The sequence below is a fragment of the Vibrio sp. 10N.247.311.47 genome (assembly GCF_041467535.1).
GTDB lineage: Bacteria > Pseudomonadota > Gammaproteobacteria > Enterobacterales > Vibrionaceae > Vibrio > Vibrio crassostreae_C.
This window is the reverse complement of sequence record NZ_JBFSUR010000006.1, coordinates 17079-40835: the sequence shown is the minus strand read 5'-3', so window position 1 is coordinate 40835 and position 23757 is coordinate 17079. Positions and strand designations below refer to the sequence as shown.

Annotated in this window: 22 protein-coding genes; 7 read left to right on the top strand and 15 right to left on the bottom strand. The window is 45.1% G+C overall.

Features of this window, described 5'->3' with window-relative positions:
* The first annotated feature begins 44 nt into the window (after positions 1-44).
* The 3 genes from glpK (at position 45) to glpD (ending at position 4441) form a co-directional block, all read left to right on the top strand.
* Entirely contained in the window at positions 45-1565 is a 1521-nt protein-coding gene (gene glpK, locus AB6E51_RS05990; protein ID WP_008215951.1) for a glycerol kinase GlpK, read from the top strand.
* Between the two features lie 260 nt (positions 1566-1825).
* The gene (locus AB6E51_RS05985; RefSeq protein WP_017096306.1) at positions 1826-2611 is read left to right on the top strand and encodes a DeoR/GlpR family transcriptional regulator; all 786 of its coding nucleotides are present in this window, start codon (positions 1826-1828) and stop codon (positions 2609-2611) included.
* Between the two features lie 270 nt (positions 2612-2881).
* Positions 2882-4441: a glycerol-3-phosphate dehydrogenase gene (gene glpD, locus AB6E51_RS05980; protein ID WP_372057859.1), complete on the top strand. Its 1560-nt coding sequence runs from the start codon at positions 2882-2884 to the stop codon at positions 4439-4441.
* A gap of 253 nt (positions 4442-4694) precedes the next feature.
* Here glpD and AB6E51_RS05975 read toward each other — a convergent pair whose 3' ends face one another.
* From AB6E51_RS05975 to AB6E51_RS05945, 7 genes are all read right to left on the bottom strand, one after another.
* Positions 4695-5591, bottom strand: coding sequence for a LysR family transcriptional regulator (locus AB6E51_RS05975; protein WP_372057861.1), 897 nt, complete (start codon positions 5589-5591; stop codon positions 4695-4697).
* Positions 5592-5783: 192 nt separating this feature from the next.
* Complete coding sequence (locus AB6E51_RS05970; RefSeq protein ID WP_065606862.1) at positions 5784-6020, bottom strand: YdcH family protein; 237 nt, start codon at positions 6018-6020, stop codon at positions 5784-5786.
* A gap of 267 nt (positions 6021-6287) precedes the next feature.
* Positions 6288-7160, bottom strand: coding sequence for a radical SAM protein (locus AB6E51_RS05965; protein ID WP_372057863.1), 873 nt, complete (start codon positions 7158-7160; stop codon positions 6288-6290).
* Positions 7161-7359: 199 nt separating this feature from the next.
* The gene (locus tag AB6E51_RS05960) at positions 7360-7482 is read right to left on the bottom strand and encodes a hypothetical protein (RefSeq protein ID WP_258182976.1); all 123 of its coding nucleotides are present in this window, start codon (positions 7480-7482) and stop codon (positions 7360-7362) included.
* 223 nt (positions 7483-7705) lie between these two features.
* A complete protein-coding gene (locus AB6E51_RS05955) occupies positions 7706-8401 on the bottom strand; it encodes an aspartate/glutamate racemase family protein (RefSeq protein WP_372057865.1) in 696 nt (231 codons plus the stop codon).
* A 208-nt stretch (positions 8402-8609) separates the two neighbouring features.
* Positions 8610-9593, bottom strand: coding sequence for an HAD family phosphatase (locus AB6E51_RS05950; protein ID WP_029235499.1), 984 nt, complete (start codon positions 9591-9593; stop codon positions 8610-8612).
* 236 nt (positions 9594-9829) lie between these two features.
* Entirely contained in the window at positions 9830-11074 is a 1245-nt protein-coding gene (locus tag AB6E51_RS05945) for an NADH:flavin oxidoreductase/NADH oxidase family protein (protein WP_372057866.1), read from the bottom strand.
* Between the two features lie 279 nt (positions 11075-11353).
* On the opposite strand from AB6E51_RS05945, the gene nfsA reads away from it, so the two are divergent.
* Positions 11354-12076 (top strand): oxygen-insensitive NADPH nitroreductase, encoded by a 723-nt coding sequence (gene nfsA / locus AB6E51_RS05940; RefSeq protein ID WP_108111048.1) that lies wholly within the window; start codon positions 11354-11356, stop codon positions 12074-12076.
* A gap of 123 nt (positions 12077-12199) precedes the next feature.
* Here nfsA and AB6E51_RS05935 read toward each other — a convergent pair whose 3' ends face one another.
* Positions 12200-13732 (bottom strand): phospholipase D family protein, encoded by a 1533-nt coding sequence (locus AB6E51_RS05935; protein ID WP_372057868.1) that lies wholly within the window; start codon positions 13730-13732, stop codon positions 12200-12202.
* A 495-nt stretch (positions 13733-14227) separates the two neighbouring features.
* On the opposite strand from AB6E51_RS05935, the gene AB6E51_RS05930 reads away from it, so the two are divergent.
* The gene (locus AB6E51_RS05930) at positions 14228-14725 is read left to right on the top strand and encodes a hypothetical protein (RefSeq protein ID WP_372057869.1); all 498 of its coding nucleotides are present in this window, start codon (positions 14228-14230) and stop codon (positions 14723-14725) included.
* 154 nt (positions 14726-14879) lie between these two features.
* On the opposite strand, the gene AB6E51_RS05925 is transcribed toward AB6E51_RS05930, so the two are convergent.
* Positions 14880-15761, bottom strand: a complete 882-nt coding sequence (locus tag AB6E51_RS05925; protein WP_151407554.1) for a LysR family transcriptional regulator — start codon at positions 15759-15761, stop codon at positions 14880-14882.
* Between the two features lie 281 nt (positions 15762-16042).
* Here AB6E51_RS05925 and AB6E51_RS05920 point away from each other — a divergent pair, with 281 nt between their 5' ends.
* Entirely contained in the window at positions 16043-17230 is a 1188-nt protein-coding gene (locus AB6E51_RS05920; RefSeq protein WP_017062388.1) for an MFS transporter, read from the top strand.
* Positions 17231-17311: 81 nt separating this feature from the next.
* On the opposite strand, the gene AB6E51_RS05915 is transcribed toward AB6E51_RS05920, so the two are convergent.
* From AB6E51_RS05915 to AB6E51_RS05895, 5 genes are all read right to left on the bottom strand, one after another.
* Positions 17312-17872: a sugar O-acetyltransferase gene (locus AB6E51_RS05915; protein ID WP_372057870.1), complete on the bottom strand. Its 561-nt coding sequence runs from the start codon at positions 17870-17872 to the stop codon at positions 17312-17314.
* A 202-nt stretch (positions 17873-18074) separates the two neighbouring features.
* Complete coding sequence (locus AB6E51_RS05910) at positions 18075-19073, bottom strand: LacI family DNA-binding transcriptional regulator (protein WP_017059467.1); 999 nt, start codon at positions 19071-19073, stop codon at positions 18075-18077.
* Between the two features lie 99 nt (positions 19074-19172).
* Positions 19173-20612, bottom strand: a complete 1440-nt coding sequence (locus tag AB6E51_RS05905) for a 6-phospho-beta-glucosidase (RefSeq protein ID WP_372057872.1) — start codon at positions 20610-20612, stop codon at positions 19173-19175.
* 169 nt (positions 20613-20781) lie between these two features.
* A complete protein-coding gene (locus tag AB6E51_RS05900; protein ID WP_029235182.1) occupies positions 20782-21306 on the bottom strand; it encodes a hypothetical protein in 525 nt (174 codons plus the stop codon).
* Between the two features lie 51 nt (positions 21307-21357).
* Positions 21358-21747: a VOC family protein gene (locus AB6E51_RS05895; protein WP_017064032.1), complete on the bottom strand. Its 390-nt coding sequence runs from the start codon at positions 21745-21747 to the stop codon at positions 21358-21360.
* 197 nt (positions 21748-21944) lie between these two features.
* Here AB6E51_RS05895 and AB6E51_RS05890 point away from each other — a divergent pair, with 197 nt between their 5' ends.
* Positions 21945-22844, top strand: coding sequence for a DMT family transporter (locus tag AB6E51_RS05890; protein ID WP_372057873.1), 900 nt, complete (start codon positions 21945-21947; stop codon positions 22842-22844).
* Here AB6E51_RS05890 and AB6E51_RS05885 read toward each other — a convergent pair.
* The gene (locus tag AB6E51_RS05885) at positions 22841-23743 is read right to left on the bottom strand and encodes a LysR family transcriptional regulator (RefSeq protein ID WP_017059462.1); all 903 of its coding nucleotides are present in this window, start codon (positions 23741-23743) and stop codon (positions 22841-22843) included. The genes AB6E51_RS05890 and AB6E51_RS05885 overlap by 4 nt on opposite strands.
* Positions 23744-23757: the final 14 nt, after the last annotated feature.

The window sequence follows — 23757 nt, the reverse complement described above, 5'->3', positions numbered from 1 at the left end:
ACATTTACTAAAATATAAATAACGGAACAAAAAGGATTCTTACCATGACCGAGCAAAAATACATTGTTGCCCTAGACCAAGGCACTACAAGCTCTCGCGCTGTAATCCTCGATCACGATGCAAACATCGTAAGCTCTTCTCAACGAGAATTTACTCAAATTTATCCAAAGGCTGGCTGGGTTGAGCATGATCCAATGGAAATCTGGGCGACTCAAAGCTCTACATTGGTTGAAGCGCTGGCTAAAGCAGGCATCCGCAGCGATGAGCTAGCGGGCATTGGTATCACTAACCAACGTGAAACCACCATTGTTTGGAACAAAGAGACAGGTAAGCCGGTTTATAACGCCATCGTATGGCAATGTCGTCGTACTGCAGAAATTTGTGAAGAACTTAAAGAACGTGGCCTAGAAGACTACGTGCGTGACAATACAGGTTTAGTCCTTGACCCGTATTTCTCAGGTACCAAAGTAAAATGGATTCTAGACAACGTTGAAGGCGCTCGCGAAGACGCTGAAGCAGGTAAGCTACTGTTCGGTACGGTTGATACTTGGTTGGTTTGGAAGATGACTCAAGGCCGTGTACACGTTACGGATTACACTAACGCATCACGTACTATGTTGTTTAACATCAACGACCTATGCTGGGACAGCAAGCTACTAGACGAGATGGGTATTCCAGCATCAATGATGCCTGAAGTGAAACGCTCTTCTGAAGTTTACGGCCAAACGAACCTTGGTGGTAAAGGCGGTACTCGTATTCCAATCGCTGGTATTGCGGGTGACCAACAAGCAGCGCTTTACGGTCAAATGTGTGTTGAAGCTGGTCAAGCGAAAAACACATACGGCACGGGCTGTTTCCTACTGATGAACACAGGCCAAGAGAAAGTAACATCGAAGAACGGCCTATTAACGACATTAGCATGTGGTCCTACAGGCGAACCAGCTTATGCACTTGAAGGTGCGGTATTCATGGGTGGCGCATCTATCCAATGGTTACGTGATGAAATGAAGCTACTGGCTGGCGCAGAAGACTCTGAGTACTTCGCAACTAAAGTAGATACGTCAAACGGTGTTTACGTTGTTCCAGCCTTTACTGGTCTGGGCGCACCATACTGGGATGCTTACGCTCGCGGTACGATTGTTGGCTTAACACGTGGCGTTAACTCTAACCACATCATCCGTGCAACACTGGAAGGTATTGCTTACCAAACTCGTGACGTATTGGATGCGATGCAAGCGGACTCTGGCATCAAGCTAGCAAACCTACGTGTTGATGGTGGTGCAGTAGCGAACAACTTCCTAATGCAATTCCAATCAGACGTACTAGATACAGAAGTTCACCGTCCTGAAGTAACTGAAGTAACGGCTCTGGGTGCAGCATACCTTGCTGGTCTAGCAGTTGGTTTCTGGGACAGCATCGATGAGCTTCAAGACAAAGCAGTACTAGACCGTACGTTCTTGCCACACCACGATGAAGAGAAACGTAACCGCCGTTACAAAGGTTGGAAGCGTGCTATCAAGTGTGCACAAGTTTGGTCTGAACTGCACGATGACGACGAAGAGTAAAATCGAGCGTTCGAATAATCACTCTCTTATCGATTGAATTGTTCGTTCCTCAGTAAACGAAACTAAAAAGAGCACTATTTTGTGCTCTTTTTTGCGTTTGGAGCCAATTTTTCATGTTTTGATCAACGTTTTTGCGGTTTGGACATAATTCCTTACTATCATTACTTCTCTCTCCTCATCAATTCGAGCACAATAGCGCGAGTTAATATTTTCGATTGTGACGCGCTAGAGCCCATAGCGTGCAGGGAGTGGTAAGTTAAGTGAAGCAGATACCAAGACACCAGCAGATTGTAGACCTGGTAAAAACACAAGGATATGTGAGCACCGAAGAGCTCGTAGAGAAGTTCGATGTTAGCCCACAAACCATCAGACGAGACCTCAATGAGCTGGCTGATAGCAACAAAATCCGTCGTTATCACGGTGGTGCAACCATTCCTCTTAGCTCAGAAAACACCTCTTACAACACGCGTAAAGCGCTTAACTTCAATGAAAAAGATGTGATTGCCGACGAGCTGGTAAAACACATTCCAGATGGTGCAACCTTGTTCGTTGATATCGGCACTACGCCAGAATCCGTGGCGCGCGCGCTGAACAAGAACCACAAACAACTCAGAGTCGTGACTAACAACATCAACGTTGCCAGTATCCTGCTACCAAACCCAGAGATCAAGGTTATCTTGGCGGGTGGCGAAGTGAGAAACCGTGATGGCGGTATAGTTGGCGAAGCGACACTCGATTTCGTGAAGCAGTTCCGCCTCGATTTCGGTATTTTGGGCATCAGCGGCATCGACTTTGATGGCTCACTGCTCGACTTTGATTACCACGAAGTTCGTGTGAAACAAGCTATCATCGAAAACAGTCGCAGCATCTTCTTAGCCGTCGACCACACCAAGTTTGGCCGTAACGCGATGGTTAAGCTCGGTAATATCTCTCAAGCGCACATGGTCTTTACCAATAAACAGCCACCAGAAGAGATTCTCAACATCCTTAAAGATTCGGCAATACCATTAGAAGTGATCGATACCGCTCGTCCTATGAGCGAATAACTAAACATAAAAGCTCAGTGACGCCACTTTCTTAAATGAATCACCATTCTTTATAGAAAAGTTAATAAAGTAAAACTTGCTCGCTGTCACTGTCGCTTCTATGCTCGAATTAGTCTTATTTGAACCTCTGCTTTCATAAGCAGAGGTTTTTTTATGCCCAAATCACATAAAACGCGCATAAACGAAAATAATAAATGACCGCAAACGAAAGTTCATATAGGATTCAATTATGTTCTAAAATGCTCGTTCGCTCAGAAAGAGGTCAAAACCATGAGTGCTCAACAAAATAATTCAAACAACAGTACATCTTCCACTTTAGACTTGATCGTGATTGGCGGCGGCATCAATGGTGCAGGCATCGCGGCAGATGCAGCAGGTCGTGGTCTAAACGTTGGTTTATACGAAGCAAATGATTTCGCGTCTGCGACGTCTTCTGCTAGCTCAAAGCTTATCCACGGTGGCCTACGCTACCTTGAACATTACGAATTTCGTTTGGTTTCGGAAGCACTCGCTGAACGTGAAGTCTTGTTAAGAAAAGCGCCTCACGTTGCTCAGCCAATGCGTTTCCGTTTACCTCATCGACCATTTTTACGCCCAGCTTGGATGATTCGCTGTGGCCTATTCCTTTACGATAACTTGGGTAAGCGCACCACTCTTCCTGGAAGTAAGACAGTCAACCTAGCAAAATCAGGGCTACTGAAACCAGAAATGAAGACAGGCTTCGAATACTCAGATTGCTGGGTTGATGATGCTCGTATGGTATTGCTGAACGTGTTGGCGGCGAAAGAAAACAACGCAGAAGTACGCAACTACTGCCGAGTTGAAAAAGCGCACCGCGAAGGCGACATTTGGCATGTAACGATTCTTGATGTGATGACAAACCAACGTTTTGAACGTAAAGCGAAAGCGCTGGTTAACGCGGCTGGCCCTTGGGTTAAGCAGTTCTTTGATGATGGATTAGAGCAGGCTTCGCCTCGTAATATTCGTCTGATCAAAGGCTCGCACATTGTTGTGCCACGCATTCACGACGAACCACAAGCGTATATTCTGCAAAACAAAGACAATCGTATTGTATTCATGATCCCTTACCTAGATAAGTTCTCGATCATCGGCACTACCGACCTTGAATACAAAGGCGACCCTCGTAACGTCGCAATTGATGATGTTGAAGTGGATTACTTGATTGATATCGTTAACCAGCACTTTGTTAAACAGCTTGGCCGTGAAGACGTGGTTTGGACATACAGTGGCGTAAGACCACTTTGTGACGACGAATCAGATTCACCACAAGCGATCACTCGGGACTACACATTGGAATTGGACGCAGAGCTTGATCAAGCACCACTGCTTTCGATCTTCGGTGGCAAGTTGACCACTTATCGTAAACTCGGTGAAGCGGCACTGAACAAGCTAGAACCTTACCTGAAACACATGGGCGCACCTTGGACAGCTAACGACACACTACCGGGTGGTAACTTCAGCTGCAGCCGCGAACAGCTTGCAGCAATGATGCACACTAAATACCCTTGGGCACCAGAAGCACTGCTACTTCGTTACGTGACCCAATTTGGTACTTACACATGGGACCTGCTTGAAGGCGCTACATGTGAGGCGGACCTTGGCATCCAGTTCTCAAGCGAAGCACACGGTGTTTACCAAGCTGAGATTGATTACTTGATCAACCAAGAGATGGCAATGACAGACGAAGACATCTTATGGCGCAGAACCAAGCTTGGCTTGTACTTAAGTGAAACAGAGCAGCATGCTGTTTCTAGCTACTTAAAAGAGAATCTTGAAAGCACTGTGGTGAACTTTTCTCAAGTCGGTTAGTTCTTCTAGCAAAACCATCCGCTCCTGAATATAAATAATGACAAAGCTTAGCGCTCCCCACGCTAAGCTTTTTTATTGTCTGCTATTCCGCTCAGCCTGAGACTTTATTCACACCTCTATTTTCAACAAAAACTAAATAGTGTTTTATTAATCCGGTTGATTATCAACTTCACAAAAGGTTGCTATTCTTTATCTCAACGAAACAACACATTTAAAAACGCTCACCATGTCAGCGCTTTAATAACGTTTGTCTCTATGTTTTCTCCCAATACGGCGGATTACCATAATATTCAGAGAAGTAGTCAATGAAGGATCTCACCTTTGGTGCAAGTAACCTTGTGCTTGGGTACACAGCCCAAATTGCAGGCTCTGATGTTAATGGGTAATCTTCTAATATTTGAACCAGCTGACCGCTTTTCAGTTGTTCATAGGCACACCAATTCGATGTCACCGTGATACCCATACCACCTGAGGCTGCGTCACGCAGTGCTTCTCCGTTATCTGCCCTGAACGACCCAGATGCCTTAATCGTCTTAGGCCCGCTTTCAGTATTGAACGTCCAGTTTTCTAAACCAATTAAGCTAATACACTGATGATCATTAAGATCTCGAGGTGTGGCTGGCTTACCATATTTGATTAAGTAATCAGGCGATACACACACAATACGCTTGTCTGTCGCAAGTTTTCGGGCAATCAGTGTCGAGTCTTTCAGCTCCGAGATGCGAATCGCGATATCAAAGCCACCTTCAACAACATCCACCATCGAATCTGATAGTCTGAGATCGACTTTTAACCCAGGGTAGCGCTCTAAGAATCCAGGTAAAGCAGGGACAAGATGCAAACGCCCAAAAGACGCAGATGCGGTAACTCTCAGCGTTCCGGTTGGAGAGTCACAGCCCACACCAACCGCCGATTTGGCAGCATCGACGCTCGATAACACCTCTTCAGCATGAGGCAAGAACGCTTCCCCCTCTTCGGTTAAAGAGACCTTACGAGTGGTTCTATGCACCAAGCGAACGCCTAAATTGTCTTCCAGTTTACTAATGTGCGAGCTTGCAACAGCAGGAGACAAACCAAGCTCTTGCCCAGCCATGCTGATGTTATGTGTGGAAGCTAAACGAACAAACAATTTGAGGTGTTCAATATTCATGAGATTACCAATAAAATCTTAAAAATCGTGTACCAGTAACCCTCATTATGCGTCATTAACATAACAATACAACGTATTAACTCAGTTGAATTGTGAAGAAGTGATTGAGCCAAAACGAAAAAAAACTCCCGAAGGAGTTTTTGTCTAAGTCTGTAATTCGCCATTTAGCTAGTCAGCAAAATTGCCAACTCACTAGCCAGTTAAACGAGCATGCAGTGAATCTTTAAGCTCAGAACGATCATGTTTCAATTGGTGCATCGAGCCGTCATCAATGGGTGAATCTTTCAGCTCTAGTTTACGAATCTCTTTATCAAGGTTGTCGTATGTCTTCATATCTTCTGCAAAGCCATCGTCAGTTTTAGCAAGCTCAGCAATTTTGTCTTTCATTTCAGGAAATTCGTGAACAAGAGAGTGATTTTCACCTAGCATAGAAACCTCTTAAGTTGAGTAAAGTGATTGGTAGTACACATTCATTATTTACCTTAGCAAGGGACTCAAATAACAAATGAGATCCAGTACACAGCCTAGAATATAGACAGTTCAGATTCACAAATTTACAACATCCACCAAGAAAATGGCTTTGCTGATTTTGAATTGTCTCAGCAACGGAAGTAGGTTTATGGCGATTATCCCGCCTCGAAAACAATACTTCTTTCGATTTTTACTTAGCCTGCAAGTATCGTTTTTAACTAAACGCTACCAAGCAAACGTCTGAATAACACTGTCTTTAGCCATTGGGTTTGATGCTATCGCATGGTTCACCTTAGCCAAAAATTGCTCTCTTGAATCAAGCAGGAAACCTTTCTGAGTCACGATGTTATTACCATGGTCGCCCCAATAGAAAGTGTCGATGTTTAGATTCTCAAGCAGATACTTTTCTTCTTCTAAGATCTGAAGTTGCGTCGGCATAACGAACTTGCCATCTTTTACTTCTTGTTCCATCACGGTTCCTGGCTGAATCGCTAACGCCATTGGCGCTATCTGCTCAGGCTTCATGATATTCAGTAATCTTGTGGTCTCGACAATATGTTCACGTGATCGATCACGACCGCCAAGGCCGAAGATAAACGAAAGTAAGGTTTCAATGCCGGCTTCTTTGGCTAATTCCATGCCTTCGATCGCTTGTTCTGGTGTCATGCGCTTTTTGATGTTGTCGAGTACAACCGCATCGCCTGACTCCAACCCCGCATAAGCCATAGTGAGACCGGCACTTTTAAGCTCTTTAAGTTCGCTCAAGCTTTTACGACGGAAATCGTTCAAACCACTATAGAGCGATACTTTTCTGCTTTCTGGAAAGGTATGACGAAGCTTATCCAAAATCTTAAGGAGATAATCCGTGCGGGCGGCCATCACGTTGCCATCGATAAGGAAAATTGATTCAACATAAGGATAAATCAGGCGAGCTTCTTCGATATCTTTAAACACATCCTCAATATCACAAACCTTGAATCGTTTATCGCTGAACATATTACAGAACGTGCACGTGTTGATACTGCAACCTAAAGTGGTTTGAATCAGAATGCTCTTCGCCTCTGTCCATGGACGATATACTTTTCCCTCGTAATTCATATTGGTTTCTCCGGTCTATAAGCACGAGAGCGTGCTTTAATAAAACAGAGTTTATCAACACCAGTATTCATTGATAATTCGCGATATAGTCGAATCAGTTTTTAGATTTTGTATAAAATAAAAGCCTTGTGACAACACAAGGCTTTGTAGGGGTAACTCTCTACCGGAGCAGCTGAAAATGTGTTTCCACAAAAGAAGATTAGCTGCTGCACCCTTGGGTATGAACTCGATTCATGTCGTCACCGACTTGTGCTTCTTGAGACCCCGTCGATTGGCATCCTGCCACGAATAACAGCGTTACAGATAAGATAAGCCATTTCATAATAAATCCTCTTTCGGTCATGACTAAAGCATAGTGCTTAAAAGCGCGGATACCTCAGTCATTAACTAAAACCTTACCTACCGATAAGGCCTTGGTTAATGAACAAAGCATCGCTTCTTTAACTAACGACCTGCTTTTGTACAAAAAACTTTCACTTCAACGAATGAAAATCGTACAAGAGCGAAAATAGGACAGCTATGGAACTAAGAATAAGAACTAGAAGTCAGTCACTCGTCGCCAAACGTACAGCCGCTTCTGCATGAATGGCTGTGGTATCAAACAAGGGAACATCAGTGTGTTGCTGCTGAATCAGGAGGGCGATTTCAGTACAGCCCAGAATAACGGCTTCTGCACCTTGTTGGCCTAGCTTCTCAATGATTTGACGGTATACATCTCGAGATTCTTCTTTTACTTGGCCTCGACACAGCTCTTGATAAATGATGTTGTGGACTTTCTCTCGGTCACTCTCATCAGGAATCACCACATCGATACCGAATTTGTTAGTCAGACGGCCTTTATAGAAATCTTGTTCCATGGTGAAAGCGGTACCGAGTAATCCAACTTTCTTTACACCCTGTTCAAGCAACTTCTGCGCTGTGGTATCAGCGATGTGCAAGATAGGAATCGTGACCTTCTCTTCGATCTCAGGAACGATCTTATGCATGGTATTGGTACAGATCAGGATGAAGTCCGCTCCGGCTTTCTCTACCGATAAAGCCGCGTCCGATAAGATATCCGCCGTCTCAGCCCAGCGACCTTGATGTTGAAGCTTTTCTATCTCATCGAAGTTCACGCTGTACATACAAACCTTTGCAGAATTGAGCCCGCCGAGTGTGGCTTTAACGCCCTCGTTGATGGATTTGTAGTAGCTCACTGTCGACTCCCAACTCATACCGCCGAGCAAACCGATCGTTTTCATTTTGCTATTCCTTTAATTTCCGACTAACTCGATTAAACCGTCATGCATTGAAAATTTATAGTACGTTCTTGCTTAAAGCGAACCCATAACACCTTATTCCTTTCAAACGATTGCTTTCAAACCGTTCATTCCCAAAACCTCCGCTCACAAAAAAGGCTCGAATTTAAAATCCGAGCCTTTGAAGTTTTGACCAAGGGTATACTTGCCGTTAGTACACCTCACACCAATCTGATTTCATGTCGATCAGTGTCCAATCCTCTCTGGAATTCGCCTCATCTAGCGCTTTATCAAGCTTGCCAACGTGAGACTCACGATCGTACTGCCACTCGCGCTCAGCATCAGTGTGATGAACAATCATAGCCATTGAGTTGGGTTGGCTCGTAGCCCATTGCATCATCGCTTGGTCACCGTCTGAGTTGCCGACCGCTAGAATAGGTTTCTTGCCGATAATATGCTGAATGTTAGTGACCTTTCCGGCTTTGTCATCAATGGTCAAAATCAACGAATCTTTGGTCACCGTTGGTTTGCCATCGTTGTAGCTGTAGTTGTATTTAAGCGCACTACCGATGATTTGCTCTGTAGGAATATTGTAAGCTTGTGGAGCCCACGCCCTCATGAAGTCAACGCCTCCGCCCGACACAATATAAGTCTTAAAGTCATGCTCTTGCAGGTAAGTCAGCATCTCTTTCATTGGCTGATAAGTAAGGTCTGTGTAGGCTTTGTTGAAACGTTTATCTTTTGCTACCGTCAGCCATTGCTCAACGTCTTGCTGGTATTGCTCAACAGTCATACCAGAATGTGTCGCCATGATGATTTTCAATAGCCCTTCTTCACCGCTGCCCAGAACGCTCTCAATATCATCTTCGAGTACAAACTTAAACGGTGCTTCGGTTTTCCATTCAGGGTGATCAGGCGCCATCTCTTTTACACGATCTAGTGCAAAGGCTAATTGGAAGTAATAAGGCTTTTCCGACCAAAGCGTACCGTCGTTATCGAACACGGCAATGCGATCTTCAATTGCCACGAACGTATCAGACTCAGCTTTAGTGGCTTGCCCAACAAAGTCGACGATAGCGGATTTGCTCTCGCTGTCCTTCCAAGAAGGCAGCAAGTTGGGATCACAATCTTTAGCAAAAGATGAGAAAGAGAGACTGGATAAGATCGCGACAGATAAGAGGGTTATTTTCTTCATAGCAACTACCATGTTGTTGAATTAATTGTAGGGTTTAATTCAATTCATCCTAGTTGGTCTACTCTGATTTGCCACTTATGAACACTATAACCAATGCTCATGTTGGTATTAGATTAGTACCACAGCTAAGCTGGCTGAGGGTGCTCTGCGATGTATTTATCGAGAACTTAAAAGGAGACAAACAAAAAAGCAGAACTTCAATTCCTCAAAGTTCTGCTTTAACAATCCATGACTGCTTACGCTCTGCGCTTTTTGAAAGCGTGCCAGCCAGCGCTGAAAATTGTTTTTAACACCACACCGAGTGCGCTTAATTTAGGGTCGGCATTCTTGCCAGAGGCGATGCGCCACATTTGATGTTCATACCAAACCAGCCCGACCATCGCCATCTTGTCTAATGCGGGCTTTCCTGTGGTTGGCACCGTTAGTGGCATGCCGTGGCTAGGGTCTTCAATTAACTTGTTAGGGAAATCAGGATCAACCGCCATTGTGCGTGCAATACCAATAAAATCGGTCGCCGAGGTGTTTAATGCTTCATTCATTGCTTGCGCGGTTCGAAAACCACCCGTGACCACCAGCGGAGTGCTGACGAGTTTTCTCGCCTTCACCATGTAATCCATAAAATACGCTTCACGTTTTACCGTGCTGGCCTTGATTGGTTCAGCTTTGCTCTTTGAACCCATCATTGATGGACTTTCATAGGTGCCGCCAGAGATCTCAATCAGGTCGATACCGTTATCACTCAGTGTTTGAACAACCTGCATCGACTCTTCTTCAGTGAAGCCACCTTTCATAAAGTCAGCGCTGTTGAGCTTAATTCCGACAGGGAAATCTTCACCGACCTCTTTTCGAATCGCGCGATAAACCTCAAGCACGAAACGAAGTCTGTTTTCGAGTGACCCACCCCATTTGTCTTGGCGTTGATTGTGTCTAGAAGACAAAAACTGACTGACAAGATAACCATGAGCACCGTGAATCTGCACGCCAGTAAAGCCTGCTTGTTTTGAAAGCTTTGCACTCAGCGCAAATTTATCAATGATTGCGATTATTTCCGTCTCAGTCAGAGCTCGTGGCGTATTGAAGCCTTTTTCTAATCCGCGCTCTAAAGAGATAGCTGAAGGGGCAACCGGGCTATCACATAAGAATTTAGGGATTTGCTTTCCTGGGTGGTTCAATTGCATCCATATCTGCGAACCATTTTGTGTTCCAGCCTTCGCCCACTCACGAAATACGCTTAAGTCACTTTGCTCATCTAACACCACGTTTTTAGGTTCACCAAGCGCACCTCTATCGACCATCACGTTGCCCGTCATGGATAGGCCAATTCCTCCTCGAGCCCAACGCTGATAGAGCGTGACTAAACCTTGCTTAGGGTTATGGTGTTTATCACCTAGCTGTTCACTCATTGCCGATTTGAACAGGCGATTTTTGATCACTTGACCATTAGGAAGAAAAAAAGGGTCGTTGAGGCAGATTAGATTCATGCGCGTGGTTACTTTCTTGGGTTTATACATTCAGTCCAGTATGCCCTATTTTATCCGACAGTTCTGAGCATTTAGTGCCTATTTCGAAGCAAGTTTCACTCAATAATAAAATGCCAGCGGCATAGCAGCTGGCATTAATCGATTATAAATAGAATCTCAAAAACTGGGCTGGCGCTGCTGAAATATGTCAACCAGAAAGGCTCAAACACTCTTTACGCTCATGGTAATTGTCGTTATTGTGATTCTCTACGCCATCATCACAAGGACTGTCTGAGAGTTATGAACAGCACGATTGAAACTATTCTGGGGCACCGCTCCATTCGTCAATATACAAATCAACCGATTGAAAAAGCACAACTTGATGTGATTATTCAGGCTGGTCTCGCGGCTTCATCATCGAGCTTACTGCAGGCTGTTTCTATCGTGAGAGTGACAGACACAGAGAAGCGTAAACTGCTAGCAGAATACGCAGGTAACCAAGCTTACGTTGAGAATGCGGCTGAGTTTTTAGTGTTCTGTATCGACTATCAGCGCCACGCTCAAATCAACCCTGAAGTGAAAACCGACTTTACTGAACTGACCCTAATTGGCGCGGTAGATTCTGGCATCATGGCGCAAAACTGCATGTTGGCTGCTGAGTCTCTAGGTTTAGGTGGCGTATACATTGGCGGGTTACGTAACAGCGCACAACAAGTGGATGAACTGCTAGAACTGCCACAACACACCGCCGTATTGTTCGGAATGTGCTTAGGTCACCCGGCACAACAACCAGAGGTTAAGCCTCGCCTTCCTGCTCACGTAGTTATGCACGAAAACCAATACCAACCGCTGAGCCTAGATGACATTGCCAGCTACGATGATTCAATGCAGAGCTACTACGCAAGCCGTTCAAGCAACCAAAAGCAGATCAGTTGGTCACAACAGATCACTCAAAAGCTGTCTGGCGAATCTCGCCCGCATATCCTGCCTTACTTGAACAGCAAGCAGCTGACCAAGCGTTAAGCCGTTAAGCCGTTAAGCCGTTAAGCCGTTAAGAGCTTGCAACAAACCACAGCAAACAACAGTACAAACAAAAATGTCAGCGTAATATACGCTGACATTTTTATTTATCCGGAGGCGGCTAGCTTACAGATATTTCTCAATCGGTAGCAATTGCAAAAAGCCTGACTGCATTCGTTCCCACTTACCCGTTTCTGGTTCGCTGTCCCAGCTTTGATCGCCTGAATACCAATACACATCACCGTCTTCCAGTTCCAAACGCCAGCTATTGTCGTCACTCATTGCTTGCTCAATAGTTTTTGCTAACGTTTCAGCAATCTCTTTATTCTCGATGATCAAAACCGATTCAGTATTGAGGTAGGTAGAACGCAAGTTGAAGTTAAATGAACCGATGCTCGCGATGCTGCGGTCGAATACGACTGATTTTGCGTGCAAGCCATAGGCCGTCTCAGGTGCACATTTCGACAAGTCCTGAGTCGATGCTTCACAAAGCTTAGATTCTGGTTTTAGCTCAAACAGGTCGATACCATGCTCCAACATATCGTAACGTCTGCCCGCATAAGCGGAGTGATTGGTCACCAGATCATTAGACGCCATAGAGTTCGTTAGCGCTTTTATCTCAACGCCCTTGTTATTCAATACCTGCCACTCTTCAAGCTGACCATCATCGAATACAAGGTAAGCCGATTCCAATAAGATCTCTTGTTTCGCTTCGCTCGCTAACTTACCTAGAAGAATCGCGGTCGCTTTTGGTTCATCAGTATTATCGGAGTCATCAGGGACGGGTTGATCATAAACAAAACGCGCATTCACCCAAGTCATCTCACCAACCACCTCTTTCAGTAAACTATCAGCAGCCTTACGATCTAATGGTAATTCAGGATAATTTTGATAATGCGGAACGACAATATTATCTATCTTCGAGAGATCAGGTTGTTCGTCATCACCCAGCATATCGACAGGGTAAGACCAACGGCTGTTCCAGTATTCAACAAAACTGGTTTGGATGGTGTTAACTACCGAGCCCATAACTAATACATCGCGGTCTCGGAAATTGATTTCATCAGAAAGGTCAAAGTATTCATCACCGATATTACGGCCACCCACCACAGACAAGGTACCATCTACGGTAAACGATTTATTGTGCATGCGGCGATTTAAGCGAGAAAAGTCACCAACAAAGCTCAGCCATTTACTGAAACCACGACGTGTCGGCGTTGGGTTGAAGATACGAATCTCGACGTTCGGGTGCGCATCCAGTGCCGACAGCAAACCTTCACGTTCGTTGAGGTTGATATCATCCAACATTACGCGCACCTTAACACCACGCTCAGCCGCGGCTAATAAACGGCTAGCGAGATAGCTTCCCGATTCGTCAGAGTTCCAGATGTAGTATTGAATGTCGATGGTGTGCTCGGCACTTTCGACCAGTGCTAATCGCTGTGCCAAAGCATCCCAACCGGACTCTTGCAGACGAACCGCAGTGGTGCCTTGCTCTAAAGCTTCAGGCTGAAATTCATTGGTTAGAACCGATAAAGTGCTGGGTGCAGGAGAGGTTGGCGGTTCTGTTGGATGATCGATGCCTTCAGGAAGTGAAGAACACCCACCTAAAACGGCGATTAAGATTAACGTTAAACTGATGCGTTCGAGCACAGGCATGTATCTGACTTCCTTTTCACGATGGCGTCTTTAGAAACTTTCCGTACAGCTTTTCAATGAACAAGCTATTCCGATCTATTCATTGATTATTACTGCTAAAGCCTGAAATTTATAGGTAATTATCCAGTATAAATTTAAAGGTCGGTAAATTGGCCCACAAATCACTTAAGTTGGGTGAGTGCCAAACAGTATAAACTCAGCGGCTTTTCGACCATGTCAATGGTGAGCTCTATTCGGTCTGGGTGATGCTTCACCATTGTTTGGAGATCTAGTTTCACCGCTTGATTTCACACTAACAGGCGTGTCGACTTACTTATATGAGATTGTGCAAACGCATTACTTACGTAAGCGCTAAAGCTGTTGTTCATCTAAGGGACATGTAAGGATCAACACCGAAAACATTGTTCACGCTGCATAACCTTTATCGTCTCTACACAAGCCTTCCTTATAGTAGTACCCTTTATCGTATTTCATTCTTAATGGTATTTATGTCTTATGAAGCTTTTGGTCGATCGCACTGGTGAACAGTTTTTAGAAATTCTGCAAGAATCGGGAGACACGCTGACGGTTCAATTCATTACCAATGAAGGCAATCGAAAGGGCAAGCCGTTCCAAGATCACTTGAGTGGATTGTTCCTCACAGGTTGGAAGCCGCGCACTACTTCAACCGCCATCGGATTAGAGCGCTTTAAGCAAGGCAAACTTGAAGATCCCAAAGTGAGTTTCGCATTGCACCAACTCTATCCACTGGGTCGAGACGTAAAGTTACCTTCTGGTGATATCGCAACTATCGCGAGTTACGCCAATACCCATGCCGATGGCTACTATATGTTTGTGCGCCTCAACGATGAGTTAACCCGACTCAAGATTACACCCGATTGGGAACTGCAACCTTCCACTCAAAGGTTAGCCTTGCCTTATTACCCTGCGCCAAGAAGCCAGCAAGAACTCGACAATATTGATGACTTCGATGCTTGGGCGGGTGGGTTTTAAACAGTAAAAGTTGGTAAACAATATTGAGATCACATCCACCTATCGAATCTCAATACAACAATATGTGCTCTCTAAACATTGATACGAATACCCGCTCTCAAACGATTCAAATAACGGTTTGGCTGTGTGCTGCTAAAGAGTATTTCATTCTTCCCTACAAGCTCAAACGGGGCTGAATAAAGTCGATAAACGCCGAGATACGTTTAGAGACCGATGACGACTTGTAGTAAACCGCATTCACTCGCTCTCGGTCTGTGTTGGCAAGTTTGTCTTGTTCCAGAATAGGGATTAGGCGACCCGCAGCCATATCTTCCTGCACCATAAACCCCGATAAACAAGCAATCCCATTTCCAGCTAAGACTAGTTGACGCACGGTTTCACCATTACTGGCTGTCACAGTAGGCGCGACATCACTTTGGTTTGGTAAAGGCCAATGGTTAAGCACTTTGTTACCCGCAAACCCCACAATTTGATGCGAGCTCAAATCTTCAGGTTTGGTGGGCAACCCACGCTTAGCGAGATAATCAGGTGACGCAACAATATGGAGTAAACTTTTTCCTAACGGTCGAGCATGCAATGTTGAATCGGACAACTTGCCGATTCGAATCGCAACATCAGTTCTCTTTTCGAGAAGATCTACGAAGCCTTCGTTGGAAGTGAGTTCCAATTCAATGTCTGGGTAAGCCTCTTTGAATGACTGCACCAACGGCACTAGCTGATGGAAAACGAATGGACTGGCGGCATCGACTCTTAAACGACCTTTTGGCAGCTCACCGCGCGACACGATTTCTTCTTCCGCGCTCTGAATCATCTGTAACCCTAGCCTGACTGAATCGACAAACTGCCGCCCTTCCTCCGTCAATTCCACACGTCTCGTTGTTCGGTTGAATATTGAGACACCGAGTTGCGACTCAACCTTACTCACCGAACGAGACACCTTGGCGACCTGCACATCCAACGCCTCTGCCGCCGCAGAAAAACCACCAGCATCGACAACGGTGAGTACCATTTCTAAATCATCTGAACGGGTTAACATGAGGCTCCTTCGCTATCTTCATTTTGTTTAATGTCATCTCGCTTGTGCTCATCACAGCTCAAATCATCTATGTCTTTTCGATCTCATCAGCTTAATCCAATGATCAGCTAACTCTCCGATTATTGCAAATAACACAAAGGTTATTTGTTAATGATGGCATTTTTCACAAATATATTTTGCTAGATAATCCTCGCCATCAAACGAAGCGCACCTATTGCAGTCACAAGCTGCCCCATTTTATCGCGCTCGGTATTTAACAAAGAACAGTAAGAGAGATGATTATGCCACTAGCATTACTTGCATTGACGCTCAGCGCCTTTGCCATCGGAACCACAGAATTTGTCATCGTAGGCTTGATTCCTACCATGGCGAGCGACTTGAATGTATCTCTGCCATCGGCAGGCCTATTAGTCAGTTTATACGCGCTTGGCGTTGCTATTGGCGCACCAGTATTAACGGCATTAACCGGAAAGTGGAATCGTAAAGCGGTATTGCTAACCGTGATGGCATTGTTTGTCATTGGTAACTTATTGGCGTGGCAAGCTCCAGGCTATAACACGCTGATCGCCGCACGAATTTTGACCGGCCTCGCCCATGGTGTGTTCTTCTCGATTGGATCGACCATCGCGACAGGTTTGGTTTCAAAAGATAAAGCAGCCAGTGCCATTGCGATCATGTTTACGGGTTTAACGGTTGCATTGGTAACTGGAGTACCACTGGGCACTTATATCGGCCAAACCTTTGGATGGCAAGCGACCTTCTTGATCGTTGCTCTGCTTGGCCTTATTGCTCTTATCGGTAGTGCTATCTTGGTTCCAAGCAACCTTAAGCAACCACCTGCGGCGAAGATTTCGGCACAACTAAAGGTTCTAACTCAACCACGCTTACTGTTGGTTTACGCTATCACAGCACTAGGTTATGGCGGTACGTTCACAGCGTTTACGTTCCTTGCTCCAATACTGGAAAATGTATCAGGGTTTGATTCGAGCTCTATCAGTCTCATCATGTTGGTTTACGGTGTGTCAGTGGCGGTAGGTAACATCTGGGGCGGTAAAATGGCCGACAAGATGGGCCCGATTAAAGCGTTGACCGTTATCTTCTCTGGTTTAGCCGCAGTACTGGTGGTATTCAACTTTACCGCAGTAAACCCTTACGCAGCTGTTGCTACCATTTTGGTTTGGGGTGCATTCGCATTCGGTAACGTTCCGGGGCTACAAGTGTATGTTGTGAAACTGGCTGAGAAATACACACCAGACGCAGTCGATGTCGCTTCTGGGTTGAACATTGCCGCCTTCAACGTCGGTATTGCATTGGGCTCATGGGGCGGTGGTTTGATTGTCGCGAAATCTGGATTAATGAACACCCCTTGGGTAGGTGCTGTGATCGTTCTGATCGCTCTTGTTCTGACTCGATTCAGTGGTGCGTTAGATAAGAAGCAAGCACAACAAGCTGTTCCATCTAGCATCTAGCATCTAGCATCTAGCATCTAGCAAGAATAGAAAAAACAAAGCCCGAACCTAGGTTCGGGCTTTATCAATTCAATCTGATTATTACTCGTTATCGATCGCTTTCAGCACTTTACATGGGTTACCGACTGCAACCACATTGGCTGGGATGTCTTTAGTTACCACACTGCCTGCGCCAATCACGCTGTTTTCGCCAATGGTGACACCGGGGCAGATGATTACACCACCGCCAAGCCAAACATTGTCGCCAACATTAATCGGTGTGCCAAACTCAACGCCTTCTTCTACACGGCCTTTCACATCGAGTGGGTGACCTGCAGTCAGGATTTGAACGTTCGGACCAAGCAGCACATTATCGCCAATAGTCACTTCAGCCACATCCAAAATCACGCAGTTAAAGTTAGCGTAGAAGTTCTTGCCTAGCTTGATGTTCGAGCCGTAGTCACAACGAAATGGAGGTTCTAAATGCGCATTTTCACAGCCCGGAATCAGCTCTTGCGTTGCTGCTTCCCATTCAGATGTGCCAGGAATACTGTTATTGAGTTTTTGAAGCACCTTGCGACATTCGATACGAGCTGCATAAAGCTCTTTATCCCAAGCCTGATAAGGTTCACCTGCGAGCATTTTTTGTTTTTCTGTTTTCACGTTACTTACCTGTTCTCACATCAATTAGCTATTTTCATATTACTTATCTAGCTTCACATTACTTAACTAATGGTGGTCAATTCATCGACCAAAAACGCAATATCGCACATCTAAATAACAGTGAATAAGGAGTGTTTGAGCTTGGTTTAAGAGATGCGCAGCTCGTCACTTTTTGTAGGTAAAATATGAAATTCGAACAGTGCTAATTTAGCTTCGCTATCGAATCACGTAACACCAAACTACCAGTGGTATTGATGGTGGTCGCTTGCTCTGTTTCACCGACAATTTGCAGGATCGCCTTTTGCGTCATTTGCTCTAATGGCACACTCACAGACGTTAAGCTTGGCGTTAAAAACGCCCCCACTTTGCTGTTATCAAAGCCGACGATCGAAACATCTTGAGGCAATGAGTACCCAAGTTCGGTTAACGCCTTAATCGCACCAATCGCCATATCATCGTTTTCAGACAAGATAGCAGTGAATGTGGTTCTGCTTTTTGCCAAAGCCTGAGCCGCGTGATAACCGCTCTCCATCGTCCAATCACCTTGAACAACGTTGGACTCATCCAATGCAACACCATGTTTAGTTAACACATCTTGATAGGCTTGGTAACGCAGCTCATCGGTCGAAGAACCGGCTTTACCACGAATCACTGCAATGTCTGTATGGCCTTGCTCGATGATGTGTTCAACCATCAAACAAGCACTCTGATAATGGTCGGTGGTAATAGCATGATTGGGCTTCGACGGCATTTCACGGTTGAGTACCAGAATCGGAGTGTCGGTGCTGTCGATGATCTTTGCAATCTCACATTCGGTTAAGCATTGCGGATAGAGGATGATGCCCGCGCACTTCATATCCAGCAGGAAGTTGATCGCCTTTATTTCGTCTTCAGCGCTGTGTTTGCCATCGGTGATCACCAGTTGGTGATTCGACTTTTCGCTATAAGAAGCCGCGTGATACATCAAGGAAGAGAAGTAAGGGCCATTGAACAACTCATTGGTGATAACAAAGCCGATGAAGTTGGTCTTCTTGGTCGCCAATTGCTGAGCCAACAAGTTCGGTCGATAACCTGTTTCTTGAATCGCATCAAATACCTTTTTCACCACATCTGGGCGCACGATGTTCTTGCCATTTAAGACACGAGAAACGGTCGATTTAGATACGCCTGCGCGGTTTGCGACATCAAGCATGGTTACCATTCGCTTCTTTTCCTTTATAAAAAATTAGCCGACATAGGCCGACTAATTCATTGCAAAATGACAGCTCACAGTTCACATAACTGCGCTGGGGAATGCATTCTAAATAGTGGCACCGTTAGATGCAATCACACCTTTATACCACTCGAACGACTTCTTGCGTTTGCGTTCTAGTGAGCCAGATTGATCGTTGTGCTTATCTACGTAAATGAATCCGTAACGTTTTTTCATCTCACCGGTGGTGAACGACACTAAGTCGATACATCCCCAAGGGGTGTAACCCATCAAATCAACACCATCAATCGCAACGGCTTTTTTCATCTCTTTGATGTGATCCCCAAGGTAAGCGATACGGTAGTCGTCATTAATGCTGCCATCTTCTTCAATGGTATCAACAGCGCCAAAACCGTTCTCAACGATGAACAATGGCACTTCATAACGTTCATACAGAGACGCTAAACAGAAACGCAAACCCGTTGGATCAATTGGCCAGCCCCAATCGCTAGACTGGATGAACGGGTTATCGACCGAGTTCTCATGACCGCCGTCCATCGCTTCTTCGGTTGACTGATGCGAAGAAGAATCCAAGGTATTCGACATGTAGTAGCTAAAGCCTAAGTAATCAGCCTTACCTTCTTTTAGGATCTGCTCATCTTCTGGCTGCATCTCAATGTTGAAGCCTTTGATTGCCCAATCACGCTTAGCGTAATTTGGGTAATGACCGCGAACCATCACATCTGAGAAGAAGTAACGGTCACGCATCGCTTGTTGTGCCACCATAATGTCTTCCGGTTTAGAAGAACGTGGATAGAAAGGCACCATCGCACACATTGCGCCGATTTGAAGATCTGGATTGATCTCGTGACCTTTCTTAACCACCAAAGCACTTGCAACAAACTGATGGTGAACCGCTTGATACATCGCCTCTTGCGGCTTTTCGCATTGTGGAAACTTCACGCCTGAGCATAACCAACCGAAAATATCTGCCGAGGTGTTCATCTGGTTGTTGATCTCGTTAAACGTCATCCAGTATTTCACTTTGTGTTGGTATCGTTCCATCACTGCAGTTGAATACTTAACGAAGAAGTCGATCACTTTGCGGTTCATCCAGCCGCCATATTCCTTAGCTAGATGGTAAGGCATTTCAAAGTGGCTCAGTGTTACCACAGGCTGAATGTCGTATTTCAACAGCTCGTCAAACAGATCATCGTAAAACGCTAAACCCGCTTCACACGGTTCAGCTTCATCGCCATTTGGGAAGATACGCGTCCACGCGATACTGGTACGGAAACACTTAAAGCCCATCTCAGCGAATAACTTAATGTCTTCTTTGTAGCGATGGTAGAAATCCACTGCGACTTGGTTAGGATAGTTTTCGCCATCAATCACGCCATCGGTGATTCGACGTTGTACACCATGAGCGCCCGCTGTTAATACATCAACAACACTGACACCTTTACCATTCGCATCCCAGCCGCCTTCTAGTTGATGCGCTGCTACTGCACCGCCCCATAAAAAATCGTTCGAAAATTCGTTGTTCATACCATTACTCACTACAAGTTATTCGTGAAAAAGATCAGAATTTGGGCTGCAATTACAACTCTGAAATCGATTTCAATAAAAGCAAAGATACAGATTGAAACCGGTTTCAGCAACAGTTAAAAGATCTTTTTTGATCGATCTAAAGACTAATCAACAGTCAGCATTACGATCAATGCTGTTCAAAATACTGATCATGCAGTGATTTGCCAGATTGGTCTTGAGTGCCAGGGTAGAACTGAACGAGTGTCTGATCGGCTAGTGTGAGGTGAATCCAACCCTCTTTGACTTTCAGCCAATTGGTACCGTTGGTCTCATAGACGGCAGGAAACTTGCCCCAGCCAGACTCTGATACCTGCAACTCTTGAAATAGGTTAATCGGGGCTAGCTTATTGCTGTCGAAGTTTGCGTCGGCATAGACAGATAAAGGCTCGATGGCATCGTTTGGCTTAAACGTATAACAGCTCACAGAGGCTGAAGTGCGATCAAACCACTGGTAAGGTTGTGCACCGATTAAATCGTAGACCGTGCAATCATTGAATTGAATCGCCCACTCTTGGTGAGCTTTAAAACCGAGGTAACCTATGGGTTGTGATGGTTCAGGCTTTGAGTCCGCCTCCTGCTCATACACCGGTTCTGAGGTAGCACATCCCATAAGCCCAAGACTAAAAAGGAAAGTCACAGCAAGCTTCATCATTGTCATACCTCAGTTCCGTTAGTAGATGAGTAACTCAATTAAGTCTCTACATTAAACGGTAAGTTCCAAACGATTACCATCCGGATCGAGTACACAGCTCTCATAATAGCCATCGCCTGTTCTTCTTGGGCCATCTAAGCGCTCATAGCCGTCTTCGACCAAGTGTTGAGTCAGTTGATCGACCGCCTGTTCCGAACCTAATGATATCGCCATGTGAATGAAGCCTGTGAACTGGTCATAGATGTCGTCTTTCGATTCAGGGACAGAGTCCATTTCCATAATCTCTAAACGACTTCCCGTATCAAACGAGAGGAAGTATGAAGAAAACCCTTTAGTTGGGTTGTGATATTTTGAGTTCAATGTCGCGCCGAAATAATCTTCATAAAATCGCTTCAGTACTTCGAGTTGTTTGGTCCAAATTGCGATGTGTTCAATCTTCATTTTGTTTGCCTAAGTTTGATGTCTAACACTAGATTACTCATCAAATAAGGAACAATAAACAGAACGAAATTCATCGAAATTGTTCCTGATTAACGGGCTCGATTTTATGTCCATAACTGCACAGTATTGGCATCTATGTTTGTGTAATAGTTATCTTTCCTCCATAGTCAGGTTTTACACAATCTGAGATTCAAACTGTGAGCTTTTTAAAACTGATACTACTTGCGGCTATATGGGGAGGCTCGTTTCTTTTCATGAGAATGGCCGCCAATCCATTAGGGCCCGCAGTCTTAATTGAAGCGCGAGTTCTGTTTGCGGCACTTACTCTGCTTTTAGTTTCTTTCTATTTAAAAAAGAAGCTCTCTTTTCATGATCACGCAAAACACTTCTTCATTCTCGGCCTGTTTAACACCACACTTCCTTTTTTGCTTTTCGCTTATGCCGCGCAGACACTTAACGCCTCGACACTCGCCATCTTGAACTCTACCGCGCCAATATGGGCGGCAATCATTGGTGCAATATGGACCAAAACAGCACTCGAGGCGAAAGTTCTATTGGGACTTGGGATTGGGGTAACAGGAGTTGGCGTGTTAGTCGGTTGGGATGCGATGAACATTGGCCGTGAGGCTATGCTTCCTATCTTTGCAGCAGTGATGGCGGCCTTTAGCTACGGAATAGCGTCAAACTATACCAAACAAGCCCCTAAAGTTGAGGCATTCAACAATGCTCATGGCAGCATGTGGACTGCGGTATTGCTGGTTTTGCCGTTTGTATTCTTTATTCCGATAAGAGAAACACCCGACGTTACGATCACTACATCGGTTGTCTTATTAGGCGCGGTATGTACTGGGTTAGCGTATCTACTTTACTTCAATCTCGTCTCTGAACTCGGCGCACCTTCAGCCCTGTCCGTGACCTTCATCATTCCGGTATTTGGTATTCTATGGGGTAACTTATTCTTAGATGAAGCAATTGGCATCAATACGATTGTTGGTTCAATTCTGGTTATCACCGGCACCATGTTGGTGACAGGAATGACGCCTTCTAAGATGATAGAGAGCGCCAAACAGAAACGAGCAGCAAGAGCGGCTCGTTAATCAGCCATATATTGCTGAATCTTGTTTCTCAGCCACTGATGAGCAGGGTTCAAATCGGTTCTTTTATGCCAAATCATGTATTGCTGCATCGGTAAGATTTCAAACGGCTGATCAAGGACTTGAAGCTGGAAGGATTCGGAAAATTGATTGGCAAAATCACGCGATGTACTGCCGACACAATCTGAGCCCGATACCAGCACACACATGGTCATCAGCGAGTCACACTCGGCACTCACTTTTCTCTGTTTCAGTGGCGACTTGGTAAAATAATCTGCCGTGTATAAACGGGTTCGACGCATTCTAAAAGTAACATGCTTTTCGTTGTAATATTGCTCTTGCGTCACAGAGCCATTGATTCTCGGATGCCCCTTTCGAGCTATCAGCACCAACTCATCTTCAATCATCGGCTGCTTCATGTAGCCGTTAACTTGCGGGTAATGGATATCAATCGCTAAATCAGCTTGTTGCATGCTCAAGCCTTGCAATAATTCTTCTTCGTTGTTCGGCACCATATTGAATTCAATCGAGATATTGCCCAACGTCTCATCTTGCTCGACGAGAGGTTGAAGCTTGGTTAATCCAATCTCATTCACCAGGATACGAAACACATGATGCTGCTGATTATCAAATGTCTTTAAAGTGCTTACTGCGCTGCTTATCCCTTCTAGAGCAGGCTCTACTCGGTCTGCCAATTGCACCGCAGCGTTAGTCGGAATAATCCCACGCCCTTCACGAATAAACAGGTCGGTATCAAGCTGAGATTGCAATCGCTTCAATGCCCCGCTAACCCCAGGCTGAGTCATACCAAGCGATTCTGATGCAAGCGTGATCGACTTTAATCGATACACTTCTAAGAACACGCTCAATAGATTTAAATCCAACTTTTCCACGTCGCTCACCGTTACTCTCCCTG

Excerpts from the sequence above, each read along its gene's own strand:
- glpD (WP_372057859.1), top strand. The coding sequence starts at position 2,882 with ATGAGTGCTCAACAAAATAATTCAAACAACAGTACATCTTCCACTTTA.
- AB6E51_RS05975 (WP_372057861.1), bottom strand. The coding sequence starts at position 5,591 with ATGAATATTGAACACCTCAAATTGTTTGTTCGTTTAGCTTCCACACAT.
- nfsA (WP_108111048.1), top strand. The coding sequence starts at position 11,354 with ATGAACAGCACGATTGAAACTATTCTGGGGCACCGCTCCATTCGTCAA.
- AB6E51_RS05925 (WP_151407554.1), bottom strand. The coding sequence starts at position 15,761 with ATGTTAACCCGTTCAGATGATTTAGAAATGGTACTCACCGTTGTCGAT.
- AB6E51_RS05920 (WP_017062388.1), top strand. The coding sequence starts at position 16,043 with ATGCCACTAGCATTACTTGCATTGACGCTCAGCGCCTTTGCCATCGGA.
- AB6E51_RS05960 (WP_258182976.1), bottom strand. The coding sequence starts at position 7,482 with ATGAAATGGCTTATCTTATCTGTAACGCTGTTATTCGTGGCAGGATGC.
- AB6E51_RS05950 (WP_029235499.1), bottom strand. The coding sequence starts at position 9,593 with ATGAAGAAAATAACCCTCTTATCTGTCGCGATCTTATCCAGTCTCTCT.
- AB6E51_RS05955 (WP_372057865.1), bottom strand. The coding sequence starts at position 8,401 with ATGAAAACGATCGGTTTGCTCGGCGGTATGAGTTGGGAGTCGACAGTG.
- AB6E51_RS05965 (WP_372057863.1), bottom strand. The coding sequence starts at position 7,160 with ATGAATTACGAGGGAAAAGTATATCGTCCATGGACAGAGGCGAAGAGC.
- AB6E51_RS05895 (WP_017064032.1), bottom strand. The coding sequence starts at position 21,747 with ATGAAGATTGAACACATCGCAATTTGGACCAAACAACTCGAAGTACTG.
- AB6E51_RS05930 (WP_372057869.1), top strand. The coding sequence starts at position 14,228 with ATGAAGCTTTTGGTCGATCGCACTGGTGAACAGTTTTTAGAAATTCTG.
- AB6E51_RS05900 (WP_029235182.1), bottom strand. The coding sequence starts at position 21,306 with ATGATGAAGCTTGCTGTGACTTTCCTTTTTAGTCTTGGGCTTATGGGA.
- AB6E51_RS05905 (WP_372057872.1), bottom strand. The coding sequence starts at position 20,612 with ATGAACAACGAATTTTCGAACGATTTTTTATGGGGCGGTGCAGTAGCA.
- glpK (WP_008215951.1), top strand. The coding sequence starts at position 45 with ATGACCGAGCAAAAATACATTGTTGCCCTAGACCAAGGCACTACAAGC.
- AB6E51_RS05945 (WP_372057866.1), bottom strand. The coding sequence starts at position 11,074 with ATGAATCTAATCTGCCTCAACGACCCTTTTTTTCTTCCTAATGGTCAA.
- AB6E51_RS05910 (WP_017059467.1), bottom strand. The coding sequence starts at position 19,073 with ATGGTAACCATGCTTGATGTCGCAAACCGCGCAGGCGTATCTAAATCG.
- AB6E51_RS05970 (WP_065606862.1), bottom strand. The coding sequence starts at position 6,020 with ATGCTAGGTGAAAATCACTCTCTTGTTCACGAATTTCCTGAAATGAAA.
- AB6E51_RS05935 (WP_372057868.1), bottom strand. The coding sequence starts at position 13,732 with ATGCCTGTGCTCGAACGCATCAGTTTAACGTTAATCTTAATCGCCGTT.